This window comes from Pandoraea sp. ISTKB (assembly GCF_001721285.1).
GTDB classification, from domain to species: domain Bacteria; phylum Pseudomonadota; class Gammaproteobacteria; order Burkholderiales; family Burkholderiaceae; genus Pandoraea; species Pandoraea capi.
On record NZ_MAOS01000039.1, the window covers coordinates 151,583 to 177,190 of the forward strand.

The window sequence follows — 25,608 nt, forward strand, 5'->3', positions numbered from 1 at the left end:
GATCGTAAGGTCAGACTTTGTCTATCGCTCACTAGCCGTATAAGGAATACCACTTACGATGTCAGGCCTGACCGCAAATCGCAACGTCTTGCGACTGTCTTTCGCCCAGGCGCTTGCCGGCGCCAACTCGACGGTGGTCTACGCAACGGCGGCGATCATCGGCCACATGCTGTCGCCCGACCCGGCACTCGCCACGTTGCCGATTTCCGTATTCGTGCTCGGCATGGCAATGTCGACGCTGCCCGTGGGGGCCATCACGAAGCGCCACGGACGTGTCGCCGCCTTTCTCGTCGGCAACGCCTGTGGCGTCGGCATGGGACTGTTGGCTGCCATCGCGCTCATCGTTCACTCATTTGCGTTGTTCACGCTTGCCATGATCTTCGGCGGGGCCTATGCCGCTGTCGTACTGACGTTCCGATTCGCAGCCGCCGAGTGCGTCGCGGCACATGAGCGTCCGAAGGCGCTGTCGACCGTCCTCGCCGGCGGGGTGGCGGCTGGCGTGCTCGGGCCTCAGCTTGTCACCGGCACCATGAACGCATGGCCGCCACACGCCTACGTCGTCACCTATCTCATGGCCGCCGTGGTGGCGCTCGGTTCTGCCATCGTGCTCGCCGGTGGCAAATTCGATGCGCATCGTCAGCCGGCGCATGGCGGGGCACGCAATGAAGGTCGTCCGGTATCTGAATTCCTGCGCGACCCCAGGTTGCTCGTCGCCATGCTCTGCGGTGTCGTGACTTACACGCTCATGAATTTCATGATGACGTCCGCGCCGCTGGCGATGGAGTTGTGCGGGATTGCGCGTCAACACGCGAACTTCGGCATCGAACTCCATGTGATTGCCATGTACGCGCCGAGCTTCTTTACCGGCCGCCTGATTACCCGCTTCGGTGCGCACCGTATCGTCTTGCTGGGTCTCGCACTCACCGCCTGCGCGGCGTTCGCAGGCATGGCGGGACTGAGCGTCGGTCACTTCTGGTTGGCGCTGGTCTTGCTGGGGTTGGGATGGAATTTCGGCTTCCTCGGCGCGTCGGCCATGGTGCTCACGTGTCATACCCCCGAGGAAGGGCCGCGTGTCCAGTCGGTCAACGACTTCGTGGTATTCGGCGCGATGGTCGTCGGCTCCTTCGCCTCCGGTAGCCTGCTCACTTCGCTCGGATGGACCGTCATTGCCGAACTCATGTTGCCGCCACTGGTCATCGGTGTCATGGGCGTCGTCTGGCTGCAATGGAGCCGTGCGCGCAAGCAACGGGCGGTTACCTCATGCGAGTGAATGCCGATTTCTCCCGGCGTATCGTGGTGACGCCGTCGCAATACACCTGGGTGCCGTCGCCGCAAGCCGGTGTCGAGCGCGTCATGCTCGACCGGATCGGCGCGGAACAGGCCCGCGCGACGAGTCTCGTGAGGTACGCCCCGAACAGTACGTTTCCGGCACATCATCACCCGGGCGGCGAGGAAATCTTCGTGCTCTCCGGTACGTTCTCTGCCGACGGACAGGATTACCCGCCAGGCGGGTATCTGCGCAATCCGCCTGGCTCGTCGCATCGACCGTCCAGTCGCGATGGGGCGACGATCTTCGTCAAACTGCGGCAGATGTCAGCGACGCAAGACCAGCCGGTCAGCCTGGATACCCGCGAGGCTTCGCACTGGAAACCTGTGGCAGGTGGCGAAGTCTGCGTGCTGTTCGTCGACGCGCAGGAGCACGTCGAGCTACGGCGCCTTCATGCGAACGAGACGATCCGGTGCGGCGAGACATCGCACATCGTCGAGGTACTCGTCACCGCGGGAACCCTCCTGCTCGATGGCGCGACGCTTCCCGCAGGAAGCTGGATTCGGCTACCCGCAGGTGACGCCATCATGCTGACAGCGGGATCAGACGGCGTCTGCGTCTACCGCAAAATCTATATGCCGCCTGTGCAGGCCTGACAACGTTCAGGTCCGTCTGGCCAGCACTTCGTCTCTCGGCCCGGCATCCACGACACGCCCGCCCTCCATCACCACAATGGTGTCGAAACGTTCGAGCAGACTCGGACGGTGAACCGACGCCACGATGCATGCCGTCGGAAAGGCCGCGTACATGCGGTCGAAAACGCGGCCCTCGGCGAGCGGATCGAGGGCACTCGTCGGTTCATCAAGCAGCAGCAACGAACTGCCCTGCGCAGCCAGTGCGCCGCGCGACAACGCCAACCGTTGTCGCTGTCCACCAGAGAGATTGCTGCCGCGCTCGTTCAGAGTACTGGACAAGCCATCCGGAAGGTGTTGCAGAACATCGTCGAAAACCCCCGCGTGAACGGCCGCCGTCAACGCTTGTGCATCTGCCGGCTCGCCGAACGTCAGGTTCTCTTCCACACTCGCCTCGAATACCTCGGCTTCCTGCGGAATCAGCGTGGCGAGCGTTCGTAATGCCGACCAGTCCGTTGCCTTGCCGTCGCAAAGCAGTTCGCCGCTTTGCGGAAGATAGAGGCCCGCGAGCGTTCTCAGCAACGTGCTCTTGCCACCACCGCTCGGGCCGATCAGCGCCACGCGTGACCCGCGACGCAGCACGAGATCCACACCGCGCAGACCACCACGCGCGTCGTCCGCGTACTGCCACGACACGTGACGCAAGGCCAGCGTTTCCCAGGGGGTATCGGCGATCACGGCCGGCACCGCACCATCGGGGTCACCCGGGGCCGCCCAGATCGGCTCGGCGCTGCCGTAGTCGGTATGCATGCGGGCGAAACTTTGGAAGTTGGACGCCATCGCGCCCACGACCGTCGCCGCCTGCTGTGCGTATTGGTAAATCATGAACACGGTGCCCAGCATCACCGCCTGTCCCGGCTCGCGCGACTGCAATACGTAGACCACGACGAGGATCCAGGTCAGCCCCATGCCGAGAATGTCGACGGCGAACCATTTGCCTTCGTTGACCGTCACCGTTCGCCGCAATGGCACCATCACCGCATCCATGCGGTGCCCCAGCAGTTTGCGCGAGGCGGCCTGCAATCGCAGACCGATGACCGTTCCGGCATTCCCGACGAAATCGAGCAACGCGGCCGCATAACGTCGCTCGGCATCGTTCTCGGCGCGGGCGAGCTGCATCAACACGCGATCGAAACGCAGAATGATGACGGCGATGACGACGTAGCCGGTCACGGCAATGGTGCCGCTCGTACGCGAAAGCAAGGCAAGCGCCACGATCGGACCGACGAAATTGAACGCGCTTTGCAGATAACCGAACTGGTTCTGCGCGAAATCGGAAAGCGCGCGGCTCGACTGCACCACACGATGTTGCAGCTCGCCAGAGTGCCTGCCGTCGCGCCATGCGAGCGGTGCGGCAGCAATGCGCGCATAAAGTAGATCCGCCAGACGGACACGCACGCGCACACCGACATTGCGCTCGAGAATGCGCCCCGGGCCATGCAGGAGCCAGGACAGCAGATAGATGCCCACGAGACAGACGATCCAACGCCCCGCCGCCGTCATGTCGCCCTGCTGAAGTGCGTTGATGGCCTGCGCCGCGAGCCACGGCATGGTCAGTCGTAGCAATTGTGCCGCCGACAGCAACCCGGCCGCCCCCAGCAGATGCGCGCGAACGCCTTGCGCGTGGCGCCAAAGCGCCCGGTAAAGATCGCGAGCGGCGCTGCCGAGGCCGATGGCGGGTTTGCGCTGGGAAACATCGGGCGCCGTCATGCGTTCGTCGCTCCTTTTCGCTGAAGAATGCAGGGATGAATTCGGGAAACCCGCGGAAATGCACGGGACTGCGGCCATCTGTTCGCCAGGCCGCCGGACGGCTGGCGGCCTGGCGCTCACGTCAACCGGTCACTCGACACGATTGACGTCAAGACGGGTCAATATAGGGGAAAAACGCGCTGACGTCGCGGTTACAGCGTCGAATGCACGTGTGCACCATCCCCGCCCGGACGACGTCTCGGTGTCGGCTTCGGCCCCGCTGTCGTGGAGAGCAACGACGGTGTCGCCGTTGTCGGCGTACGCTCACGCGGCGACGGGGCGATGTAGTAGAACCGAAGTTCCGCATCCGGATAGTGATACGGCGCCATGGCGAGATTCACGGCACACGAATCGCAGAACGGCAGCCGTGAGCACATCACAATGGAGCGCACAACGCCTTCGCCCGCCGGGTGATCGGCATAAATCTGCGCCAGAATCAGCCGCTCGGTGTCCAGTGTGCGCGACTTCGTTTCGCCCGTTGCCGATTGATAAGTCGGCATGTTGGCGTCGGCGATGGCCAGACGCAACGCCGGCGGCTCCGTCGGTTCGCCCCGACGCCGTGCGTTTTTCTGATGAACAACGCTGTGTTGCCGTTGTGCATATGCCTGACCTGCATCCACGAAACGTACCGTCGGGGCGTTGGTCGGCAACTGGGTGCGTTGCAGCCCGGACATGCAGTAGTAGATCACGCGTGTGCCGTCGGCCAGGGTCACCTCGGCCAACGCGATGTTCGCGTTGCCGGCCAGCATGCGCAGTCGGTTCTGCACGTCGCGCGACGCCCGTGCCGCGCCGGTGACCAGTGCCTGAAGCCCCGACATCCCTGGAAAGACCTCATCGAAGAGCGCCAATACTTCCCGCGCGGTTTGCACGTCGCCAGTGAACGGCAGCTGCGACCAGACCGCCAGCGGCGACGGGCGCGACACGAAGTCTCGCGCGACGGCGTTGACGAAGGCATCCGCTTGCGAGGGATATCGCTGCCAGCGTGTCCAGAGCTGTTGAAACGTCGGCAACAGGGCGGGATCAACCTCCGGCAACGCGGGAGCACGCGCGCCGTCCACTTCATCGGCACCGGCAGCCTCACCTCTGGCTGCCGCCACCCGACGTTCGATCGCATGCGTGAGCTGCTGCACGGCTTGCCGCGCCTCGCTCACAGACAATGGGACATCCTCCAGCCCGCGCCAGACTTGCGACGGTGATGGCGCCTGCGCCCACATGCGCAAATACAACTGCAACAACGTGCGTGTCTCCCCGTAGGAAATCGTCGGCAGCACAATCGCGTTTTCCGCAGCCGCGCGATGGCGCTGCGCAATGCGGTACTCCCGAATATCCTGATGCTCTGCATCGCGCCGTCGCAGCCGGACGTGACGCGGCGCTTCATGCGCCTCCATGTCGGGCAGGAAGAAGCGGTAGTAGACGTCATGCGAGAGTTGAACCACGCCATAGAGCTTGCCGTGACGATCCCGATACGTGCCGAAGGGTACGGCGATCTCCATGCCGCCGAGGGTGATATGCACACGTCGGCCGCCGACCGGGCCGTCCGAGGTTGCCTGCTCGAAGAAGGTCATCTCGCCGTCCAGCGTTCGCACGTAGACCGATGCATCGACCACCGGGGAATCCGGCCCGACGTGGGGGACATCGTCTTCGTCGAACGTCCCGAGCCGCCCGAACGCGAAGAATCGTCGATGGCCGTCCGGCGCCTCGAATTGCTGCGCATAGACCGCCACACGCAAGCGCAGTACGGGCGACGCCTCGATGACCTGATGCTGCGTCACCGTCGCGCCCTGCTCCGTCACCGTGACCTCGCCTTGCCGTTCGGAATGACATTCGAGACACATGCCGTCGACGTCCGTCCCCAACCCCCTCGAGATACGGCACAACGTGTAAGGTCCTGCCTCGGCCCGTATGTCATCGAGGGGACGCAGATTGGACGCATGCTTGCGCGTGTGAGCGACGGTCGCGCCGTAGAGCACCCCGTCGACTTCGAAGACTTGTACACCGTTCTGCGTCAACTCGGGGCGGTATTCGACGTACACATCGGGCGGCAACGTCCACTGCACGCCCCGTCCCAGTTCACTTTCGAACGATTCGCGTTCATAAGTCGGATGTCCCTCGTGGGGCAATGGCGCAGGCGTCTCCGGCCACAAGTGCGCGAGTAAGGCCAGTGCGTCCTTGCGCAGCGATTCCGGACGCACCACCGCCGCCAGACACTCAAACCCCGCGAGCGTCATTCGTGCGGCCAGCCCCTTCGCCCGATCGAGCGCCCGAGGGTCGCCCGACGCAGCGTGCCGTCGCGGTCGCGCGGCAGGCGAACTGAGCGAATCTGACGGCGCCGCCGATTCCGCCGGTGCGTGCCGACGATCACGAGGCAAATGCTGTGTGACGGTGTCGATCAGCAACTCCGCAATCTCCTCCATGTCTGGAGAATCGAGCACCGACGCGTTCGGCGACGGCCACCCCGGCGTAATGGGCGCCCCGGCCCGTTGCGTCCAGAAGCGCAACTGGTCGTCTTCGTGAATCCTGGACTCGATGGACGGCCAGTCACGCCCCCAGAGTGTCGGGCCGTGCGTGCTGGCATAGCATCGGGGCCAGAAGGTGTGACGCGGCACGCAATTTAACAGCTCGGAGATGAGCCCGGGCGCCTTGTCGGAGAGCGACAGCGCGTACTCGCGCCATGCGCCGTCCGGGCTGCGTAGCATCAGCAAGATCGCATGAGTGGCCTCGAACGTCGTGCGGCGCGCTGGCGTTCCGGGTGTCTCCGGCGTTTGCGGTCCCGCGGCGCGCTCCAGGTTCAGATGCATGCGAAAAGGCATCAGCATTTCGGCGTTGGCGAATACCTCGCGCGTTTCGGGGTCGGCGGCGGCCACGGCCTCGCGGATCAGCATCACCACTGCGCGCTGCACGTCCTGTCGATACGCGAAGTGTCCGGCGCTCGACGCATCGACGCCCGCCACCAGCGACGGCGCCCTGCCCAACGGCCTGACGTCGGCAGACGGAAGACAGGCCGGCGCAATGGCACGCACGTCCGAGGTCGTCCCCATGTCCAGCAGCCCGAAGATGCCGGACGTGATGCTCGCCTGCGGCAAGACCGTCGGCGCGGCGACGGCGTGCGTTGCCTCGACGAGATCCCGGCGGGTCGGTACGCGCGCGCCGGACACTGTGGCCGCAGAAGCGAGCCCGCCGACGGTCAGCAATGCCAATGCAAAAACGGCGTATGAAGCCTCTCGCGCTGTCGTCCGATCCGGCGTGACGGCCATCGCGGGTGTGGCGGGCGTCGCTAGCACACGGCTCGTGCGCTGCCGGAGGCCATGGCGCGCACTCGTATGGCGCGACGCTCGGCCCGCATGCCAGTCATCGGCAAACGCGGGCCGTGGGCTGCGCGGCAACGCGTGGTACGACGATGCGCGTGGTGCGGCGCCGCCTGATGCATTCGAGTCATTCAGCATTCCTCCGTGAATCGTGCTGCGAATGGCCATCGTGCAAATGCACGCCGGATCGCATTACGCAGCCGGGAGAGAACGCTAACGCGGCAAGACGCCGCGTGATTGCTGAAACGAACCGTCAGTTGTGCCAGAGTTGACGATCGCACCGTGCAACGCCATCACATTGGGCATTGGCCGATGACGTCCGCCGTCGTCGACCGTGTCAATCCGCGTGCACCACGTCGGCAATGGATAGATGCTCGTGCACGAAGCGCGTCACCTCGGCACGTAACTCCCGATCCTCCGGTGCGCCCATGAATCCCCCGTGTGGCATCGCTTCGAAGATATGCAGCTCACACGGCACACGCGCGCGACGCAACGCCCGGTGCATGCGCACGGCGTTCGACAGGAATAGATCGCGTGTCCCGCTCTGGATGAACGTCGGCACAAAACCCTTGCTGAAATCCCCGAACAACGGCGACAGGTACGGATCGGACAAATCGGCGCCTGCGGCATACAGCAGATTGTTCGACATCAACGACCTGGGCAATAGCACGTCCACCCGTTGATTGAGTTCGAAGCTGTCGCCGGACTCCGTCAGATCGAGTTCCGGCGACAACAGCACCAGCGCGCCGGGCAGCGGCAAGTCTTCGTCGCGTGCGCGCAGCACCATGGCCGCAGCAAGATTCGCCCCCGCCGAACGGCCACCGATCACGATCTTCTCCGGCGAGTATTCGCGCAGCAGATGGCGATACACCGTCAGACAGTCGTCGAGTCCGGCGGGATACGGATGCGCCGGTGGCATCCGGTAATCGATGCCCCAACAGCGCACGCCGAGTTGGTCGGCCTGCATCTGCGCACCGATCCGGCAAACATCGCCCTCGCCGAGGACCAGGCCTCCGCCGTGAAGGTCCACGTAGACGACATCGTCCGTGACGAGACCGGGCGGTGTGGCGACATGGGCCGTCGCGTTCCCGAGCGTCAGCGTCTGCACGGACGAACGCAACTGGCCCGCGTACTGCGCCATCGCGGCACGGTATTGCGCGTCGGCGGCGGCCTTGAAGCGCGTCCAGCCGTCGATGTCATCCGGTAACGGTGTCGTGTGCAAGGCATTGAACGGCACGCCGTCCGCATTGACCAGACGACGTAATGCCGCCTGGGCCTCGGCGCTGACACTCTCGGGAAAAGGGATAACGCGTGCGGGAACTCGCACGCCGTCCACAGGTGAATTCATGACTTTCGATTCGGTAGAAGAAAGATGCGACGCGTCAATTAGCGCCGGGCGTCGACGGCCAGTGCCGGAGGGACGCGTCGAGCGCGTCGAGGCTGCGTTGCCATGAGATGTCGGGCCCGGGTGCACTGTGCGAGAAACCTGTCGCCAGTTCGAGCGTGATGTAACCCATCAGGAAACCACCGAGGAAGCGAACGGCATGGACTTGCTCGTCCTCCGGCACGCCATAGCCACGCAGCACGGCGCGGATCAATTGCGTCAGTTTCGGACCGGCGCTCGCCGCCGCCTGTGCCGACGTCAGCGGGTGACGTGCCGCGGTGAAGCGTCCCGGATGCCGACGTGCGTAGTCGCGATGGGCATCCGCCAGCGCTTGCAGCGCCTCGCGCCCGGAGAGACCCGCCATCGCTTGCATGGCCGCGTCGGCAAGCTGTGCGAGCGCGAGCATGGCGATCTCGGCCTTGAGCGTGTTCAGATTCTTCACATGCGAGTACAGACTCGGCAGACGCACATCGAACTTCCGCGCGAGCGCTGCCCCGCTGAGTTGCTCGAAACCAATCTCGTCGGCCAGTTCTGCGCCCCCTTCTACCAGACGTTCCAGCGTCAATCCCGCTCTGACCATCGTATCCCTCGCACTCTCACATCAAACCTACTTAAATAAGCCAATTTCCTAATCATATTAGTTAACGGTGAACCGATCAAGCAACGGATGTCGCCACACCTCATGAAATGCGGAAGCTCCGCCATCGGCATCACGCGCGTTTCGCGGCAAAACGATGCCGTACGCCAACGTCACCCCAAGGTCACGGCTTCGCTGCTATGCTCGCGAGACTTCGGCTTCCGGCTTTCGTACGCCTGTCCTTTGAAGAACGACCTCTCCCCGAACACCGAGGCACGCCCTCGGTCGCGCGAGGCATTCGACGTGCTCTGCGCCTTTCTCATCCTCGGCCTGACGAGTTTCGGCGGGCCGGTGGCGCACATCGGCTATTTCCGTCGTGAGTTCGTGCAGAGGCGCCGCTGGCTCGACGATGCGAGCTTCGCCGATCTGGTGGGGTTATGTCAGTTTCTGCCCGGACCGGCGAGCAGCCAGGTCGGGTTCTCGCTCGGCCTGCTAAGGGCCGGGTGGCTGGGTGGTCTTGCGGCGTGGTGCGGCTTTACTCTGCCCTCGGCGCTACTGCTTCTGGGATTCGCCCTCGTCGCGCCGCAACTGGGTGGATCGATCGGTAGCGGTGTATTGCATGGCCTGAAGCTGGTCGCGGTCGCCGTGGTGGCGCAAGCCGTGTGGGACATGGCAAGACGGCTTTGTCCCGACACGCGGCGTGCCGGCATTGCACTGGCCGCCGTGGCCACCCTTGCCTTGACGACGAGCGTCTACGCACAACTCATCGTGATTGCGCTCGGCGCACTGCTCGGCTTTGCGCTGCTGCGCACGGAAGGACTCGCGCCGACGGACGCAGCTGCGTCGCTGCGCTTTCCTGTCTCCCGAACCGCGAGCGTCCTCGCGCTGATCGTGTTTTGCGTCCTGCTGTTCGGACTCCCTGCCTTGCACCCTCTGACCGAAAGCCGGGCGATCGCCATCTTCGACGGTTTCTATCGCTCGGGCGCACTGGTCTTCGGTGGCGGACACGTCGTGCTGCCCCTGCTTCAGGAGCAGACCGTGGCATCGGGATGGGTGTCCGCGAACGACTTTCTGGCAGGCTACGGCGCTGCGCAGGCCGTGCCCGGGCCGTTGTTCACATTCGCGACATTTCTCGGCGGATTGTCCAGCGGGCCGTCGCACGCGTGGTCAGGCGCGGTACTCGCCACGGTAGGCATCTTCCTGCCGGGGCTGCTGCTGGTCGTCGCTGCATTGCCGCATTGGCAGGCATTGCGTTCACACCCCATCACGGCAGCCATGCTGGCCGGCGTCAACGCGGCTGTCGTCGGCATTCTCGCGTCGGCGCTGTATTCGCCCGTGTGGACGAGCGCCGTGCATGCGCCGGCCGACTTCGCGGTGGCCGTCATCGCGTTTGTTCTGCTGGTGCGCTGGAAAGCCCCGCCGCTGGCGGTGGTCGCGTTATGCGCCATCGCCGGGGCGGCGGGGATCGTCTGAGAGCGACGTTCGCTATTGCCGATTACTGCGCGTCGGACAGACGTTCGATGTGCAGACGTTCCACCGACTTCGCCGCGCGGTTCACGTCCGCCGGGTCATGCCACAACGGCTTGCGGCCGAACGACGTGTACATCTCCAACTGATCCGCGTAATGCGGCGAACGCGTGCCGTCCGGGGCGATGAAGCCGCTTTGCCCCGGCGCGACGACGTCGTAAGCCGCGACCTTCGCCCGGCTACCCGTCGGACCGAACACGATCAGGTCGTTCTCCGTCCCCCGGTTCATGTAGACGGGCGTACGCACCGCTTCAGCAGCGTTGGCCTGCGGGATGCCGAAGAAGTTGTTCGCGCGGAACGTCAGCGGCACAGTCGGTGCACGCCACGCCGACATGTCCGGCCCGAGCTTCGTCTTGAGCGATGCCATCGTGTCGTCCAGCGCCGCCAGAATCACGTCGTTGCGGGGTTGACCGCCAAAGATGTCGAAGGTCTGCGGCACGCCCGACTTGTCGCCGCGCAAGGCTTCGTACAGGACCTTGCTGCCGTTGCCGATGTTGAGCGAACCCGTCGGGCCGTCCTGCGGCGCCGCATAACCGCTGGCCAGGAACCACTTGTCGTACGGCGCGGGCACCACTTGGCCCAGCGTCCGCTTGAGCATCGCGCTCAGCCATGCGTCCATGATGGCCGGGCCTGCGGTGTCGTAGTGACCGGTGTGCCCCGCGTCGCGAGCCAGACCGTTCCACGCGGCAAGCTGCATCGCGAGCTGACGGCGTGCGTCGGTGGCGGGCAGATTCGCGGTGGCGCCTTCGATGAACGGCAGGAAGTGCGTACGGTTGACGTCCACGGCGCTCGTGTCCTTCAGGATTTGCCACATCTCGTCGACGCCCAGCTTGTCATGCGCTTCAATGCGATTGTCGATCTCGACGACGCGGTCTGCCCCGCCCCACACGAACGCGAACAGATCGCTCGCCGGATAGCCCTTCTGCGGCGAGTTGTTCCAGTTGGCGATCCAGCCTTGCTTCGGGTTGTAGACCTTCGGGTTGGTCGAGAACGGCAGCAGACCCTTCCAGTCCCACTCGCCGGTGCCCGGCACCGGCAGACGCGGATCATGCCCCGGCTGACGCGCCGGATACGCCCCCGTATGCACGTAACCGATATTGCCGGACACGTCGGCGTAGTACCAATTGATCGTGAGCGCATGGCGCGCAGCCTGTGCCGTCCACGACTTCCAGTCCTGCGCCTGTGCCTGATGCGTCCAGGCGAGCAGGGACTGGACTTCGAGGCCATCCCACGCGCGCGCCTTGGCGTACGCAATGTGTTGTTTCGCGTCGCGCTGCATGACGATACCGTGCACCGTGCGATAGACCTCCTGCACGACCGGCTCGGCGCCGTTCACCCGAATGATCTCGACACGCTTTTCCATGTCGTGCCATTGGCCCTTGTGGAAATACCGGTTCGGGTTCGCCGGGTCGAGCTTCTCGGCATAGATGTCGATGTCGTCGCCAAAGCCTGCCGTCGAGCCCCATGAAATCTTGCCGTTGTGGCCGAACAGAATGCAGGGATAGCCGAACGGGGTGTTGCCCACAAGATCGAAGCCAGCGCCGTGCAGCCCGATGCCATAGGTGTAAGCCGGCGCGAACCAGCCGAATTGCGGGCCGTTGAGCATGATGGCGCGGGCGTCGCGCGCCTTTTGTTTGCCGACGATCCACATGTTGCTCGTCGTCGGGAAGCCTGCCGGACCGGGCTGTCCGGACTCCGCGAACTGCGCGAGCATCGTGGCTGCGTTGGTCTCGGCGTCCTGATGCAGCAACGCGCCGTCACTACCGCGAGCCAGACGTGCGAAGGTCGGCGCGGGACCGTCGTAGCGGGCAAGCGGCTGCATCGGCGCACCCGTCGACGGGCCGACCTTGACCGGATAAACGCCTTCGGCGGCAGGCACGGTCGATGGCGCATCCGGGTTCGTGATCCACTTCAGCTCATCGAACAATGCCATGCCCTTCTGCGGGCCGTATTTGTCCTTGAGGGCTGTCACCAGCGCCAGATTGTCGATCTCGCTGGTCGCATCCGAGAATCGGTTGGCCATGGTGCCGACGAAAACCATCGCGACATCGAACGCGTCCCAGTTCGCGGGCTGGAAGCCGAGGTCATTGAATTGCTTCGGCATGCGCGTAGACGGTTGCGCGCGGATCTGTGCAATCCATGCGTTCATGCCTGCGGCGTAGCCGTCGAGAATATCCCGCTCGCGTTGGGGCAGATCGGCCAATTGGCGGCGGATCGACGCGGGCCAGTAATTGCCGCGAATCGACTTGTCGAAATCGACGAATTTCTCGCCCAGCACTTCTGCGACGGTGCCCTGCGTGCTGCGCCGCGCCATCTCCATCTGGAACAGACGATCCTGCGCAATGGCGTAGCCATAACCGTAGAACAGCGCATAGGTCGTCGAGGCATAGATGTGCGGCACGCCGAACTCGTCACGCTTGATCGTCACGTCAGTGCGGCCGGGGACTTTATCGGCGGATGCCGCCGCGACCGTTGCACCCGGGGCGGCGGTTGCCACCAGCGGCACCGTCAGTGCCAGACTCAACAGCGACGCCGCGACACTTGCCGAGAGGCGATGACGGTTAAGGCGCACACCTTGCGTTCGGGCGTGCCCGAGCGCGGCAATCGATGAAGGTGAGGAAACGGTCGGGCGAGAAATCAAGGTCATTCATGTCTCCGTAATTGTTATGAGCCAGCGCCTTGAAGCCTAACATAGTAAAACCGACCGGTCGGTTAATTATTCCGAAAATAGTTCGACAGCAATGGCTCCGTTGCGTAGTGTCGGATACCGGTCAGAAAACCGGTCGAATGTCGTTGACCTGTCCCTTGGGGACGGCCCGAGCATGGCGTCACCCGGTCAACACTCAGAGGTGAACGATGAACGATTTTGCTGTGCGACTTAACGCGTCGGATGCCGCCCGCCGGCTTGGCGTCTCGAACAAGGCGTTACGACTCTACGAGCAGCATGGGTTGCTCAGTCCGGCCAGAACGACGGCGGGATATCGTGTCTACGACGCCGCCGAGATGGCGCGCGCCGCGGAAGTCGTCGCCCTTCGCGCATTGGGTTTGAACCTTGCACAGGTGGCCAGCGTGCTCAAAGGCGACCGCCAGACCCTCGCGGACGCATTGGCCATCCACGAAGCGACGCTGGATGGCGAGATCCGCGAGCGCCTGCATCGTATGGACACGGTCCGGAGTTTGCGGGCGGGATTGGACGCGGGACGGATGCCCGCCGAGGGCGAATTACCGGGTCTTATCGAGCAGGCAGCGCCGAGCGTTGCGTTCGATCTGCCATGGCCGTGGGGTCGCGAGCGGTTCGAGATGCGGGACATCCGGCCGCTGAACTACATCATCGGCTCGCTGGGCAGCGGTAAGACACGGTTGGCGATGCAGTTGGCGCAGGCGATGCCCGGTGGGACGTTTCTTGGGCTGGACCGTTTGCAGGAGACGTCTGTCGCGCATGCCCTTCAGTCGTTGGAACACAACGCGGCATTGCGATCCGCGGTTACCCGCGCCGAAGGGTGGCTGCTGGACGACGGCGCCGAGTCGTCACAGGCGTTGACGGTCCTGCTGGTCGCACTGGAAGCCGAACGTGCAGGCGCACTTGTGATTGACATGGTCGAACAGGAACTGACGCAACCCACGCAGGAGGCGTTGATTCGCTATCTGCGCCATGCGGTCGGACCTCGCAAGCCACCCTGCTTCCTGATGACCCGCTCGTCCTCGATTCTCGACCTAAGCGCCGTCGGTCCACATGAAGCCATCATTCTGTGTCCCGCGAACCACAGCCCTCCCGTACGCGTCGCGCCTTACGCGGGCGCGCCGGGATTCGAGGCCGTAGCGACGTGTCTCGCATCGCCCGACGTTCGTGCTCGCGTCGCAGCGCCCCCGTTGATGGTTTGACGGCACGCCGCGCCGGGAGAATGCGGGTCGCGATCAGGCGCGGTCGTTATCGCAACCGGAGACCGGCGGCGAACCGGCTTCGGTGCGCGAGCGGGCTTGCGTGATGTTGCTGAACGGGGGCACGTCCTGCGTGAGCCAGACGTTACCGCCGATGACCGAGCCTTCCCCGATCGTGACGCGTCCGAGGATCGTCGCGCCCGCATAGATGACGACGTTGTCTTCCACGATCGGGTGACGCGGCAACCCCTTGCGCGGATTGCCGTCGTCGTCTGCGGGGAAGCGCTTTGCGCCAAGTGTGACGGCCTGATAGACGCGCACTCGCTGGCCGAGAATCGCCGTCTCGCCGATCACCACACCGGTGCCGTGGTCGATGAAGAAGCCCGCGCCGATCTGCGCACCGGGGTGAATGTCGATGCCCGTTTCGGAGTGCGCCTGTTCGGCGATGATGCGCGCGAGCAGCGGCAATTCCAGACGATACAACTCATGCGCGATCCGGTGATGGATCATCGCGTGAATGCCCGGATAGCAGATGAGGACTTCGTCCACGCTGCCCGCCGCCGGGTCGCCCTGATAGGCCGCCAGCACATCCTGATCGAGCAGCCCGCGAATCTCCGGAAGCCGGCTCGCGAATTGCTGGATGGCCGAGTGCGCGCGTTCCTCGATCAGCGCTGCCGTGATATCGGCGTCGTGACGCGCCTTGTAGCGCCATTCGAGCCGGGCCTGTTCGGCAAGACCGTTCAGGGCGCTCGTGAGCGTGTGGCCGACGTAGTAGTTCTCGCCTTGATGATGCAGATCGAGCGGCCCGAGCCGCATCGGGAACAGCGCGCCCTTGAGTTGCACGACGATGTCCGCCAGACGCTCCCGCGACGGCAGATCGCGACCGCCGGATTCGAGCAGCCGGCGCTGACCATCGCGCCAGCGCAAGCGGGCGTCATGCAATGAGGAAACGATACCGTCGATGTCGAACGCTGCCACGGGGGAAACTCCTGAGAAGCATGAGGTGCAGACGGCGCATGCGCTGCCGTTGCACGAAATCGGGGGACGCGCGAGCGCCAATCCGAGAAGCATAGCGGGTTTCGAAGGCACCTGTCCTGACGTGGTCTTATCGCCCTTCGCCCTGAATCGTCGCGGATCGCCCGAATGCGCGCCGGGCGTTGTGGCTTACGGCGATTCGATAGCCGCCTTGAGGCGTCGGCTCAACGCCATCGCCGTGGCCATATCGGGGAGATTCGTGAACCCCATGAGCAAGCCCGAGCGCGACGCCTTGCCGCCATACCAGCGGCTGAGCGCATGCACAGCGAGTCCCTGCACGTGCGCGGCTTCGGAGAGCGGCACGTCGCCGCGTCTGGCGAGGGCATTGCGCAGATACGCCAACGTCTGGATGCCGCCCGCTTGCGGTTGCACATACAGATCGTCGCCGAAGACGTCGGTGAGCGCATCGCCGAGGTACTGGCGTCGCTCGGCGTAGAGCGAGCGCATCTTGCGCAAATGCCGGGCGAAATGCCCCTGCTCCATGAAGTCCGCAACGGTGGCCTGCACGTGCACCGAGCCGGGGCCACCCAGTTGACTGGCCGACGCAGCAAAGCGCTCGATATGCGCCTGTGGCACCACGAGATAGGCAAGCCTCAGGCCGGGGAACAGCACCTTGCTGAACGTTCCCGTGTAAAGCACCCGGCCGTCGTGATCGAGACTCTTGAGCGCGGGCAACGGACGTCCGTGATAGCGGAACTCGCTGTCGTAGTCGTCCTCCACGATCCAGGACTGCTGTTGCCCCGCCCATTCGAGCAGTGCTAGCCGGCGGGGTAACGACAGTGTCGTGCCCGTGGGGCTCTGATGCGTAGGCGTGACGACAGCGAAGCGGGCATTCGGCGCGCGTTTGACGCCTTCATTGACATCGAGCCCCTCGTCATCGACGGGAATCGACGCGAGTTGCATACCGATGCTCTCGAGGAAATGCCGGGCGTATGGATAGCCGGGGTCTTCGAACCAGCCTTGCGCGCCGGGTTCGATCAGGGTTCGGCACACAAGATCGAGCGCGGCGCGGTAGCCGGGCGTGACGAAGACCTGTTCGGCGGTGCAGGCGATACCGCGCGAGATCCCGAGATACGTTGCGATCGCGTGGCGCAATGGCGCATAGCCCGCCGACTCGGGATAGGACATCGACGCAAGATCCATGACCCGCAAGCTCCTGCCGGCGAGACGCACCCAGGTCTTGCGCGGGAAGGCGTCGAGTGCGGGCAGTCCCAACTGAAACGGACGCGGCGCGCCGACCGCCGCCAGCGCATCTCTCGGCACGGAAGGTTGCGGCGAGGGCGTCGCGACCGGCGGCGCCGTCTCGCCGAGATGCTCCAGACGCGGGGACACAAACGTTCCCGCCGCGCCCCGGGGAATGAAGTAGCCTTCGCTGGTGAGCATCTGATAGGCCAGCTCGACGGTGCCGCGCGCCAGATTGAGTTCGCTGGCGAGGCTGCGCACCGACGGCACCCGGTCGCCCGCACGAAGCTTTCCACTCGCGATGGCGTCGCGGTAGCGGCGGTAAAGCTGGAGGTAGAGCGGCGCGTCGTCGCCGGGTCCGGGCTTCAGATAGGGATAGTCCATCCGGAATGTCCTATTGATTTCGTCAATTCTTGCATCTGAACACTAGGACATGATTCTCGTAAATTGGTGACGTTGCGACAAGCCCCCGCCATTCGTTCTTGATTGCACTTGATGCGCACCCCGCGCCCCCACTTTTTTGGAGAATTTTGATGAGCACGCTTCGTTTGTCCTATTACACGTTGTCGTCCGAGGCCTATCAGGGATTTGCTGCCACGAAGAAGGCACTGGAGAAGAGCACGCTTGGCAAGGCGCTGATCGAGCTGGTGTATCTGCGCACGTCGCAAATCAACGGTTGCTCGTTCTGCCTCGAGATGCATGCGAAGGCGCTCCGCAAGGACGGCATGCCCGATCACAAGATCGACAGCCTCGCCGGCTGGCGCGTGAGTTCGCATTACACCGCCCGTGAGCGCGCAGCGCTGGAGTGGACGGAATCGGTCGTCGCCATCGACCAGACGCATGCACCTGACGAAGCGTTCGATCCGCTGCGCGAGCACTTCAGCGACACCGAAATCGCCGACCTGACGTTCGCCATCGCCCTGATGAGCGCATTCAACCGTCTGGCGATCGGGATGCGTCAGTAACGATTGACGATGGCGGAAAAGTTGAATCGCGACCTCACGATCACCTTTTTCGCCGTTCGGTAATCTAACGCAGATGTTTTGGAGGAAGAACTGAGGTCTTTACCCTGCTCAAACTACGTCTCGATGGGCACCCAAACCCACGCATCTAAAGTACCGCACGCTACGTGATTCTTTAAATCTCAGTAAATTCCCATCGCTGAAACGGTAATCTTTTCACCATTCTCTGCTTTAATAGCCACAAAGTGCCCCCCACGCCTTTTGGCCGGAGATACATTTTCCGGCAGCAGGGAGAGCTATGCGATTAGGCATTGTGACTGGGGGCTTCGGCCCCGAGCGAGCGGGAGCACTTTTATCCGGACAGCATGTGTATGAGGCGTGTGCTTCATTAGGAATCGAGGCACGTACCTTCGATACTGCAAAGCTCGATTTGCACGATTTGAAGCAAGTTGATCGTGTATTCCTGACGACACATGGATGGTATGGCGAAGATGGAAAGCTGCAGGGAGCGCTGGACACGTTACGGATCCCCTATTCGGGATCTGGCGTAGCAGCAAGCGGTGCGGCGTACTTCAAACCCTTTGCTAACGCAATCGCGTCCAGCGTTGGCCTGAGAGTTCCTAAGTCACATGTACTCGACCTAAAGTCTCCAAAATCCATCCGTCCGCCTGAAATATTCCAAGACTGCGGACCTCAAGTCTTCGTTAAACCTACGTCAAATGGATGTAGTCAAGGCGCGAAAATTTTGCGTCATACCAACGATCTCCGAGATTGGATCAATTCCGCCGAAAAAGAAGAATTTCCAATTTTCCTGGCGTCTCAATTCATCCAGGGAAGGGATATTAGTGTTGGAATCGTAGAGATTGACCGGGAACCTGTAGCATTGCCGCCCCTGGAAACAAGGCATAACGATCAGTTCTACAGTTTTAAAGTCAAAAGCGGAAAATTACCGCGCACCCATCTATGCCCCGCCAGCATATCGAAATCAACTGAGTATCTTCTTAAGGAGCAAGCCCTAAGCATACACAGAGCTCTGGGTTGTCGAGGCTTCTCGCGCGTCGACTTTGTTCTTGCAGAAGATGGCCCGTGGTTTCTCGAAGTTAACACGCTTCCTGGTCTATCCAGAAATGGAAATCTGGCTCAAATGGGCTACGCTCTGGATTGGGACTACGAGAATCTCATATCAAAACTAATTTCAACGATCGATGTTTCATGTAAATATCGACCGTAATGGAAAATCATCTACGATTTTTTGGGGCCACGGCTTCGAGTTTCCTTGCCGAGGGACTTTACCGAACCTCAATTCCAATCATCGCGATAACACTCAACGATGCTCCATCAGCCGTCGGCATATCGATCGCCGTCTCAAAATCCCCTTGGTTACTAGCCTCCATCGCCATAGGCGCGACCATTGATCGGTTCACCCCTCTACCATTAATTCGCGCAGGCCTTCTTATCAGATTTGTCGCGTTAAGTTGTCTCGCCACTTTAACTTTCTTAGAAACTCTGACATTTTTTGAGTTCCTTGCATTCTCATCAATAATCACCATCGGCGACATTGCCATTGAAATGTCAGCACAAGCCTCAATACCTCGGATATTCCGAAGTGAACATGTAGCCATAGCCAACGCAAGACTTCATGGCACTCAGATGATTTTTGCGCAGCTCTTGGCGCCATCATTGGCCGGATTTATTTTATCAAATAGCACAAAAATTCTAATTATTTTCATTATTTCAATTAACTTAATTTCCATTATTCTTTCATCATCGCCCATCACATCAAGAAATCAATCACCTCACCAGACATCATTGATCGCAAAATCCTTTCTTGCGGAACTCAGAGACCCAACTCTCCTCGCATTATTCTTCATTGGAACAATCATGATGTTCTCTTACGGTCTATGGAGCTCCGCTTTTGCACTCTATGCGCTCGACAATGTCAACGGACTAGGAATTGAGAAATATGAATATGGATTCATGATGTCATCAATTGCACTTGGGGCATTAATGGGTACAATCTCTTCAGAAAAACTGTTGAAAAATGCTACCGAGCACTCACTGATATGCTTCTCTTCATTCGCAATATTCCTGCTTCCCGTTGCATGCATCATTTCAAGATCAAGCATCACAGTTTTTTTATTTCTTTTGATTTACGGGGTGTCGCTAAGCACGTGGAACATGGTTGCCGTTAGCTATAGGCAGCGAAGGGTATCCGTTCACGTGCTTGGAAGAATTACCGGAATTTACCGGACCATTTCCTGGGGCGCTATGCCTGCTGGCGCCTTCCTCGGAGCCATCGCAGCCCCTGAGCATAGTCCTCGCATGATCTTTGCAGTTGCGGCGTTCACTTCCACACTACAGATTTTTGCGTTACCTCTGCTATTCAACATTCGGAGAAAAATCCCATGACAAGGAATTTTCGCCACAAAAATGTTCCATACACCTCCCAGTGGGGGAGAAAAGAATTAAATGAAGACATAATCAACAATTCAATCGACCCCTGCGACGACGTTACCTGGAAGAATTCAGGATTTAATGAAAAATGTGATTATAAATTCTGGAGCAGAAGAATTTGCGGAATAGCTTGCCTCGAGTCAATTCTCTCATACGCAAACATCCGATTCGACAACAGAAGAAAATTGATTCTTAGAGCCATTAATTGGGGGGCATACGAAGTTCCAAGGAAAGGAGTTGTAAATGGGTTAATTTATGAACCATTTTGCCGATGGATTTCCAATGAATTCGACATCAAATCAGAAATTTACAAAAACAATGATCTTCTCGAAATCATCGATAAAATATCAGAATCCCACATGATAATTTCATCTGTCAGCACGGAAATCAGAACGCCGCACCTCCCCAACTTTAGAAGGGGTGGCCATTTGATTTTGCTACATGGCATTGAGGGAAATGACATCTACTTCCACAACCCATCCGGCATTCCTCCATTTCAACAAGATGCGCATCTTTCAGTTGAGCACATGGAACGATTTCACGCACGCAGGGGCATCATCATAGAAATTCCAAGAAACTGATTTAATTTAATCAATGACGAGGAGATTTTACTCAATGAAAGATAATTCAACATGGCGATTTCGATCACAAGAATTATCAAAAATTCTCGATGAGGCATCAAAAAGAATATCACCCTTCGTGGTTGCCACTCCAATATTGAGGTCGGACCATCTCAACAAGCAACTTGGATTCAACTTACATGTAAAAGCCGAGTGTCTTCAACGTACGGGATCATTCAAGATTCGAGGGGCACTAAACAAGGTATTGCAGTGCTATCGCGACTCAAAGCCCGGCCATCTTCTTACTTGGTCGTCAGGGAACCACGGCGCGGCGTTGGCTGAGGTGGCTCGAATGTTGAATGTGCCCGCAACCGTTGTCGTTCCTCCCTGGATTCCACGAGCAAAAGTCGACAACATCCGCATCCGGGGAGGAGACGTAGTTTTCTCGAAACCCGACGACGATATTCCAGCGTTGGGACGCGCGCTGGCTCACGACCTCAAAGCTATGGTGATACCTGCTTACGACGATGTCTCCGTGATCGAAGGGCAAGCTACTGTGACTTTGGAGGTGCTCTCGCAATTTGCCGAATACAGCGAGGGAACATCTCCCGACGCACTTTTATGCCCGTGCGGTGGGGGAAGTCTCCTCGCCGGAGCACGTTTAGCAGTGGATCAACACAAGACTCGACTGTTCGGCGTGGAACCTCAAAATGCAGCCGACACCAAGATTTCTCTTATCGAAAATAGAATCTGCAAGGATCCCGACGCAAGCGCAACGATATGCGATGCTCTACGAAACCCCCACCCCGGCACTATGACTTTCGAACTGATGAAAGATGCCGTTCAAGACATCCTGTTAGTTGATGACGAAAGTGTAGAAGCCGCCATGAGGCTGCTCTTTGAGCACTTTAAGCTGGTAACAGAACCTGCCGGCGCAATCACCGTCGCCGCAGCACTCTCGAAATCCCAGAGGTTTCACGGTCTGAACGTGGTAGCCGTAGTTTCAGGAGGCAACGTGTCCGTTGAAACGTTCGCGAATGCCATTCAGTTGCATTAGGGTGGCAAATCTCCGAGAGACACCAAATGCATTAGTAAGACGCCGACGGTGCGATCTCGGCAATCCTTGGAACAGGTGGCATTCGCCGCGCGTGCCAAGCAAGTCGTAGCCCTGCGCCGTGACTACGTCGCTCAGATGTTCACGGCGCCGCTATCCACTGATCGCAACGTAATCCCTTTCCAATGCCCGTCCGCCTGTAACTCACGGACGAGGTCGGCGATGCATTCCCGCACTGCAATCGTGGCCGACCCGACGGGCAGCGAGTTGGACCAGCAAATGCTCGCCGGGCGCTGCAATTGTGGCGAGACGATGCGGCGCGAGCGCGGACGCAAGGCCGGATCACGCGATGCCAGCGCCGAAACCGGCAGAATCGAGCACGCATCGCCCAGGCGCGCAATGTCGATCAGCGTCGGCAACGAGTCGATGTCCGCCACGATGTTCAACTCCGCATTCGCCTGCGCGAAGCTCCGCTCGATCAGCAGACGTAAGCCGTTCGACGCGCTGGGCACCACGATCGGCACGTTCGCCAGCAACGCCAGCGCGCAGGTGTCGTGCACATCGTCCTCGTAGATCGCAGGGCACACCCGATGTCCACCCAGCACGTACAGTGCCTCGTCGAACAGCGGCATCACCGAGATCCCGCGTGTCTCCGAATCCCGAAACAGCATCGCCAGATCGAGGCGTCCGTTCGCCAGCAACTCGCCGATGTATCCGCTCATGCTTTCGAAGATTTGCAGGCGGATGCCCGGGTACTGCTCACGCACTCGCGTGAACAGCGGCACCGCGAGAATCGACGCGATCGTCGTCGGGAAGCCCACTGCCACCGGCCCCGCTTCACTGCCGCCGCCCTCCCGCACTTCCTGACGAATCTGCTCCATCTGACGCAGCACCACCCGCGCATGCCGGTATAACGCCTTTCCCGCGTCGGTCGGTGTCACCCCCTGCGCGCTGCGAACGAGCAGTTGCGCTTGCAGTTCGTCCTCCAGTCCGCGCAACTGCGCGCTCAAAGACGGCTGGGCGATATGCAACCGCTCGGCCGCCTTGGAGACGCTGCCGCTGTCGACGATTGCCACGAAATTTCGGAGTTGTCTGACGTCCATGACCTCGGGCCACCGACACCATCGCATCAGTGGGTAGTCTCGAAAAGCCATAGCGTACTGCTATACGAGAACGGATGAAACTCAGCTTTTCGGCCAATCGACCGGGTTAATACCCGATTCTCGTCTTTCGAGAACACCAAGCCATAGCCTGACCCTATACCCACATCCAAAATCGGTATTTCCTCCCGAAAGGCACGCGCGCCTATAGTCCCGTCAACAAACCAATTCCAATACGGAGACAGCAGGATGCGAGACGGACTCTCTGCCACTGCCGCGCAAGGCGGTCAAGGTGGTCAAGGCGCGACTTCCCCGGTGCAACATCACCCGCTGCGCGACCTGTGGTGGCGCATCATGGATTTTCGTGTCGGTATCGTGCCGCTACCCGTGCATCTGGTGCTGATCGCCGCCATCGTGACGACGGTACTCACGACCGGCAAACTCTCCGCCGAGCTGTCCCCGATCATCGCCCTGCTCGCCGTGTGCAGCTTCACCTGCATGGAAATCGGTCAGCGCATCCCGATCTTCCGCAGCATCGGCGGGCCGGTCATTCTGGTGACGTTCCTGCCGTCGTGGCTCGTGTTCTCCAACGTGCTGCCGCCGTCGGTCGTCACGCCCATCGTCGCCTTCTGGAAGCAGAGCAATTTCCTGTATCTGTTCATCCCCGGCATTATCGTCGGCAGCATTCTGAGCATGGATCGCAAGGTCCTGATCGGCGGCTTCGTGCGAATTTTCGTGCCGCTCGCCATCGGCTCCGTCCTCGCGGGCCTTGTCGGCACTGCCGTTGGCACGATGCTCGGTATGGGCCTGTTCCATACGGTGTTCTTTGTCGTGATCCCGGTGATGTCCGGCGGCCTCGGGGAAGGCGTGATTCCGCTCACCATCGGCTACTCCGAAGTGATGCATCAGGCGGCCGGCGATCTGCTCGCTCAGGCGCTGCCCGCGGTCATGCTCGGCAACGTCTGCGCCATCGTCTTCTCGGGGGTGCTCAATGCCATCGGCAAGCGCTATCCGGCGCTGACCGGTAACGGCCAGCTCATGCGCACCGGCAGCGACGACCTCGGCGCGCACGATGCCCACGACACTCACGGGCAACCCACGAAAGGCGTCGACGCCACCGACATCGCCGCCGCCGGCATGATTGCCGTCTGCCTGTATTTCGTCGGCATGCTCGCCCAGAGCACGCTCGGCCTGCCCGGCCCCGTGATGATGCTGGTGCTCGCCGTCGCTGCGAAGATCGGCTTCATCTTCTCGCCGAAGCTCGAAGCCGGTGCCGGGGTCGTCTACAAGTTCTTCGCGACCGCCGTGACCTATCCGCTGCTGTTCGCCATCGGTGTCGTGATCACGCCGTGGCAGAAGGTCGTCGCGTCGTTCAACGTGCCGACGCTGGTGACGATCATTGCCACTGTCCTGACGCTGATGGCAACGGCCTTCATCGTGGCCCGCCGCATGAACATGCACCCCATCGACGCGGCCATCGTCGTCGGCACGCACAGCGGCATGGGCGGCACGGGCGATGTCGCCATCCTCACCGCCGCGAACCGCATGCGTCTCATGCCGTTCGCGCAGATCGCCACCCGCATCGGCGGCGCCATCACGATCACGCTGAGCCTCATCGTGCTCGCCAGGATCGTCTGATCGAGCCCCCCGCCCCTGCTCAACCTGTTTTGATTCTTCGGAGATTTCTGTCATGAGGCCCTTGGACGGCATCAAGGTCATCGCGCTCGAACACGCCATTGCGGCCCCGTTCTGCACCCGTCAACTGGCCGATCTGGGCGCACGCGTCATCAAGATCGAGCGTCCCGGCGCCGGTGACTTCGCCCGCGCCTACGACGCGCGCGCGAACGGCATGTCGTCGCATTTCGTGTGGACGAACCGCTCCAAGGAAAGCCTCACGCTCGATCTCAAGCAGGACGCCGCCCAAGCCGTACTCCACGATCTGCTCCGCGACGCCGACGTGCTCGTCCAGAACCTCGCCCCCGGCGCGGCCGATCGCCTCGGCCTGAGCTACGAGGCACTGTCCGCACGCTATCCGCGCATCATCGTCTGCGGCATTTCGGGCTACGGGCCCGACGGCCCTTACCGTGATAAGAAGGCCTACGACCTCCTCATCCAGAGCGAGTCGGGCTTTCTCTCGGTGACGGGCTCCCCCGAAGCCTCAGCCAAGGCGGGCTGCTCCATCGCCGACATCGCCGCCGGCATGTACGCCTACACGAACATTCTTTCGGCGCTGATTCAGCGTGGCAAGACCGGCAAGGGCTCGCGCATCGACATCTCCATGCTCGAATGCATGGTCGAGTGGATGGGGTTCCCGCTGTATTACTCGGTGGACGATCAGACACCGCCGCCGCGCGCCGGTGCTGCGCACGCCACGATCTTCCCGTACGGTCCGTTCGAAACCGGTGACGGCAAGACGGTCATGCTCGGGCTGCAAAACGAACGCGAGTGGAAGACGTTCTGCGAAAAAGTGCTTGAACAGCCACGACTGGCCGAGGACGCGCGCTTCGCGTCGAACCCGAAGCGCCTGGAGAATCGCGACGCGCTGCGCGCGATCATCCACGCGGTCTTCATGCAGCTCGACGCGCCCCAACTGGTGAGCCGGCTCGACGCCGTCGGCATCGCCAACGCGAACCTCAACGACATGCATGACGTCTGGGAGCACGCGCAACTCGCTGCGCGTCAGCGCTGGGCCGAAGTCGCCACGCCCAATGGCCCGATTCGTGCGCCAATCCCGCCAGGCATGCCAAGTGCCGGTTCCGAGTTCACGCCGCGCATGGACCCGATTCCCGCGCTGGGGCAGCATACCGACGCCATCCTCGCGGAACTCGGTCGCAGTGCCGACCAGATCGAAGCGCTGCACGCAGCGCAGGCGGTGTAAGCC

The 25,608-nt window shown here is 61.4% G+C and carries 19 protein-coding genes; 11 read left to right on the top strand and 8 right to left on the bottom strand.

Annotated elements, in window-relative coordinates:
• Positions 1 to 58 precede the first annotated feature (58 nt).
• Both A9762_RS15550 and A9762_RS15555 read left to right on the top strand, forming a co-directional pair.
• Positions 59 to 1,270: an MFS transporter gene (locus tag A9762_RS15550; protein WP_069342907.1), complete on the top strand. Its 1,212-nt coding sequence runs from the start codon at positions 59 to 61 to the stop codon at positions 1,268 to 1,270.
• Positions 1,261 to 1,923, top strand: coding sequence for a cupin domain-containing protein (locus tag A9762_RS15555; protein WP_069342908.1), 663 nt, complete (start codon positions 1,261 to 1,263; stop codon positions 1,921 to 1,923). Before A9762_RS15550 ends, A9762_RS15555 begins: the two co-directional genes overlap by 10 nt.
• 6 nt (positions 1,924 to 1,929) lie before the next feature.
• On the opposite strand, the gene A9762_RS15560 is transcribed toward A9762_RS15555, so the two are convergent.
• From A9762_RS15560 to A9762_RS15575, 4 genes are all read right to left on the bottom strand, one after another.
• On the bottom strand, positions 1,930 to 3,669 hold the full coding sequence (locus A9762_RS15560) for an ABC transporter ATP-binding protein (RefSeq protein WP_083253955.1): 1,740 nt from the start codon (positions 3,667 to 3,669) through the stop codon (positions 1,930 to 1,932).
• Between the two features lie 191 nt (positions 3,670 to 3,860).
• A complete protein-coding gene (locus A9762_RS15565; RefSeq protein ID WP_139133245.1) occupies positions 3,861 to 6,989 on the bottom strand; it encodes a deaminase domain-containing protein in 3,129 nt (1,042 codons plus the stop codon).
• 361 nt (positions 6,990 to 7,350) lie between these two features.
• The gene (locus tag A9762_RS15570; protein WP_069342910.1) at positions 7,351 to 8,361 is read right to left on the bottom strand and encodes an alpha/beta hydrolase; all 1,011 of its coding nucleotides are present in this window, start codon (positions 8,359 to 8,361) and stop codon (positions 7,351 to 7,353) included.
• A gap of 34 nt (positions 8,362 to 8,395) precedes the next feature.
• Complete coding sequence (locus tag A9762_RS15575; protein ID WP_069342911.1) at positions 8,396 to 8,977, bottom strand: TetR/AcrR family transcriptional regulator; 582 nt, start codon at positions 8,975 to 8,977, stop codon at positions 8,396 to 8,398.
• 102 nt (positions 8,978 to 9,079) lie between these two features.
• Between A9762_RS15575 and chrA the strand changes: the two genes are divergently transcribed.
• Positions 9,080 to 10,447 carry a chromate efflux transporter gene (gene chrA / locus A9762_RS15580; protein ID WP_083253956.1) on the top strand — a complete coding sequence of 456 codons (1,368 nt, stop codon included), beginning with the start codon at positions 9,080 to 9,082 and terminating at the stop codon, positions 10,445 to 10,447.
• A 22-nt stretch (positions 10,448 to 10,469) separates the two neighbouring features.
• Here chrA and A9762_RS15585 read toward each other — a convergent pair whose 3' ends face one another.
• On the bottom strand, positions 10,470 to 13,148 hold the full coding sequence (locus tag A9762_RS15585; RefSeq protein WP_083253957.1) for a penicillin acylase family protein: 2,679 nt from the start codon (positions 13,146 to 13,148) through the stop codon (positions 10,470 to 10,472).
• A gap of 209 nt (positions 13,149 to 13,357) precedes the next feature.
• Between A9762_RS15585 and A9762_RS15590 the strand changes: the two genes are divergently transcribed.
• Positions 13,358 to 14,383, top strand: coding sequence for a MerR family transcriptional regulator (locus tag A9762_RS15590; protein WP_069342912.1), 1,026 nt, complete (start codon positions 13,358 to 13,360; stop codon positions 14,381 to 14,383).
• A gap of 33 nt (positions 14,384 to 14,416) precedes the next feature.
• Here A9762_RS15590 and epsC read toward each other — a convergent pair whose 3' ends face one another.
• Both epsC and A9762_RS15600 read right to left on the bottom strand, forming a co-directional pair.
• Positions 14,417 to 15,358 carry a serine O-acetyltransferase EpsC gene (gene epsC, locus A9762_RS15595; RefSeq protein ID WP_069342913.1) on the bottom strand — a complete coding sequence of 314 codons (942 nt, stop codon included), beginning with the start codon at positions 15,356 to 15,358 and terminating at the stop codon, positions 14,417 to 14,419.
• Positions 15,359 to 15,544: 186 nt separating this feature from the next.
• Entirely contained in the window at positions 15,545 to 16,981 is a 1,437-nt protein-coding gene (locus A9762_RS15600) for a PLP-dependent aminotransferase family protein (protein ID WP_069342914.1), read from the bottom strand.
• 149 nt (positions 16,982 to 17,130) lie between these two features.
• On the opposite strand from A9762_RS15600, the gene A9762_RS15605 reads away from it, so the two are divergent.
• The 5 genes from A9762_RS15605 to A9762_RS15610 all read left to right on the top strand — a co-directional run bounded on the left by A9762_RS15605 (position 17,131) and on the right by A9762_RS15610 (position 21,630).
• The gene (locus A9762_RS15605) at positions 17,131 to 17,562 is read left to right on the top strand and encodes a carboxymuconolactone decarboxylase family protein (RefSeq protein ID WP_069342915.1); all 432 of its coding nucleotides are present in this window, start codon (positions 17,131 to 17,133) and stop codon (positions 17,560 to 17,562) included.
• Positions 17,563 to 17,857: 295 nt separating this feature from the next.
• Positions 17,858 to 18,790: an ATP-grasp domain-containing protein gene (locus A9762_RS28165; protein ID WP_083253958.1), complete on the top strand. Its 933-nt coding sequence runs from the start codon at positions 17,858 to 17,860 to the stop codon at positions 18,788 to 18,790.
• Positions 18,790 to 19,968, top strand: a complete 1,179-nt coding sequence (locus A9762_RS28170; RefSeq protein WP_083253959.1) for an MFS transporter — start codon at positions 18,790 to 18,792, stop codon at positions 19,966 to 19,968. Before A9762_RS28165 ends, A9762_RS28170 begins: the two co-directional genes overlap by 1 nt.
• Complete coding sequence (locus tag A9762_RS28175) at positions 19,965 to 20,594, top strand: C39 family peptidase (protein ID WP_083253960.1); 630 nt, start codon at positions 19,965 to 19,967, stop codon at positions 20,592 to 20,594. The genes A9762_RS28170 and A9762_RS28175 overlap by 4 nt, the downstream gene beginning before the upstream one ends.
• Positions 20,595 to 20,628: 34 nt before the next feature.
• Positions 20,629 to 21,630 (top strand): threonine/serine dehydratase, encoded by a 1,002-nt coding sequence (locus tag A9762_RS15610; RefSeq protein WP_069342916.1) that lies wholly within the window; start codon positions 20,629 to 20,631, stop codon positions 21,628 to 21,630.
• A gap of 131 nt (positions 21,631 to 21,761) precedes the next feature.
• Here the strand turns inward: A9762_RS15610 and A9762_RS15615 are convergent, their stop codons facing one another.
• The gene (locus tag A9762_RS15615; protein ID WP_069342917.1) at positions 21,762 to 22,730 is read right to left on the bottom strand and encodes a LysR substrate-binding domain-containing protein; all 969 of its coding nucleotides are present in this window, start codon (positions 22,728 to 22,730) and stop codon (positions 21,762 to 21,764) included.
• A gap of 246 nt (positions 22,731 to 22,976) precedes the next feature.
• Here A9762_RS15615 and A9762_RS15620 point away from each other — a divergent pair, with 246 nt between their 5' ends.
• The gene (locus A9762_RS15620; RefSeq protein ID WP_069342918.1) at positions 22,977 to 24,365 is read left to right on the top strand and encodes a 2-hydroxycarboxylate transporter family protein; all 1,389 of its coding nucleotides are present in this window, start codon (positions 22,977 to 22,979) and stop codon (positions 24,363 to 24,365) included.
• Between the two features lie 52 nt (positions 24,366 to 24,417).
• Complete coding sequence (locus tag A9762_RS15625; RefSeq protein ID WP_069342919.1) at positions 24,418 to 25,605, top strand: CaiB/BaiF CoA-transferase family protein; 1,188 nt, start codon at positions 24,418 to 24,420, stop codon at positions 25,603 to 25,605.
• The last annotated feature ends 3 nt before the right edge of the window (positions 25,606 to 25,608 follow it).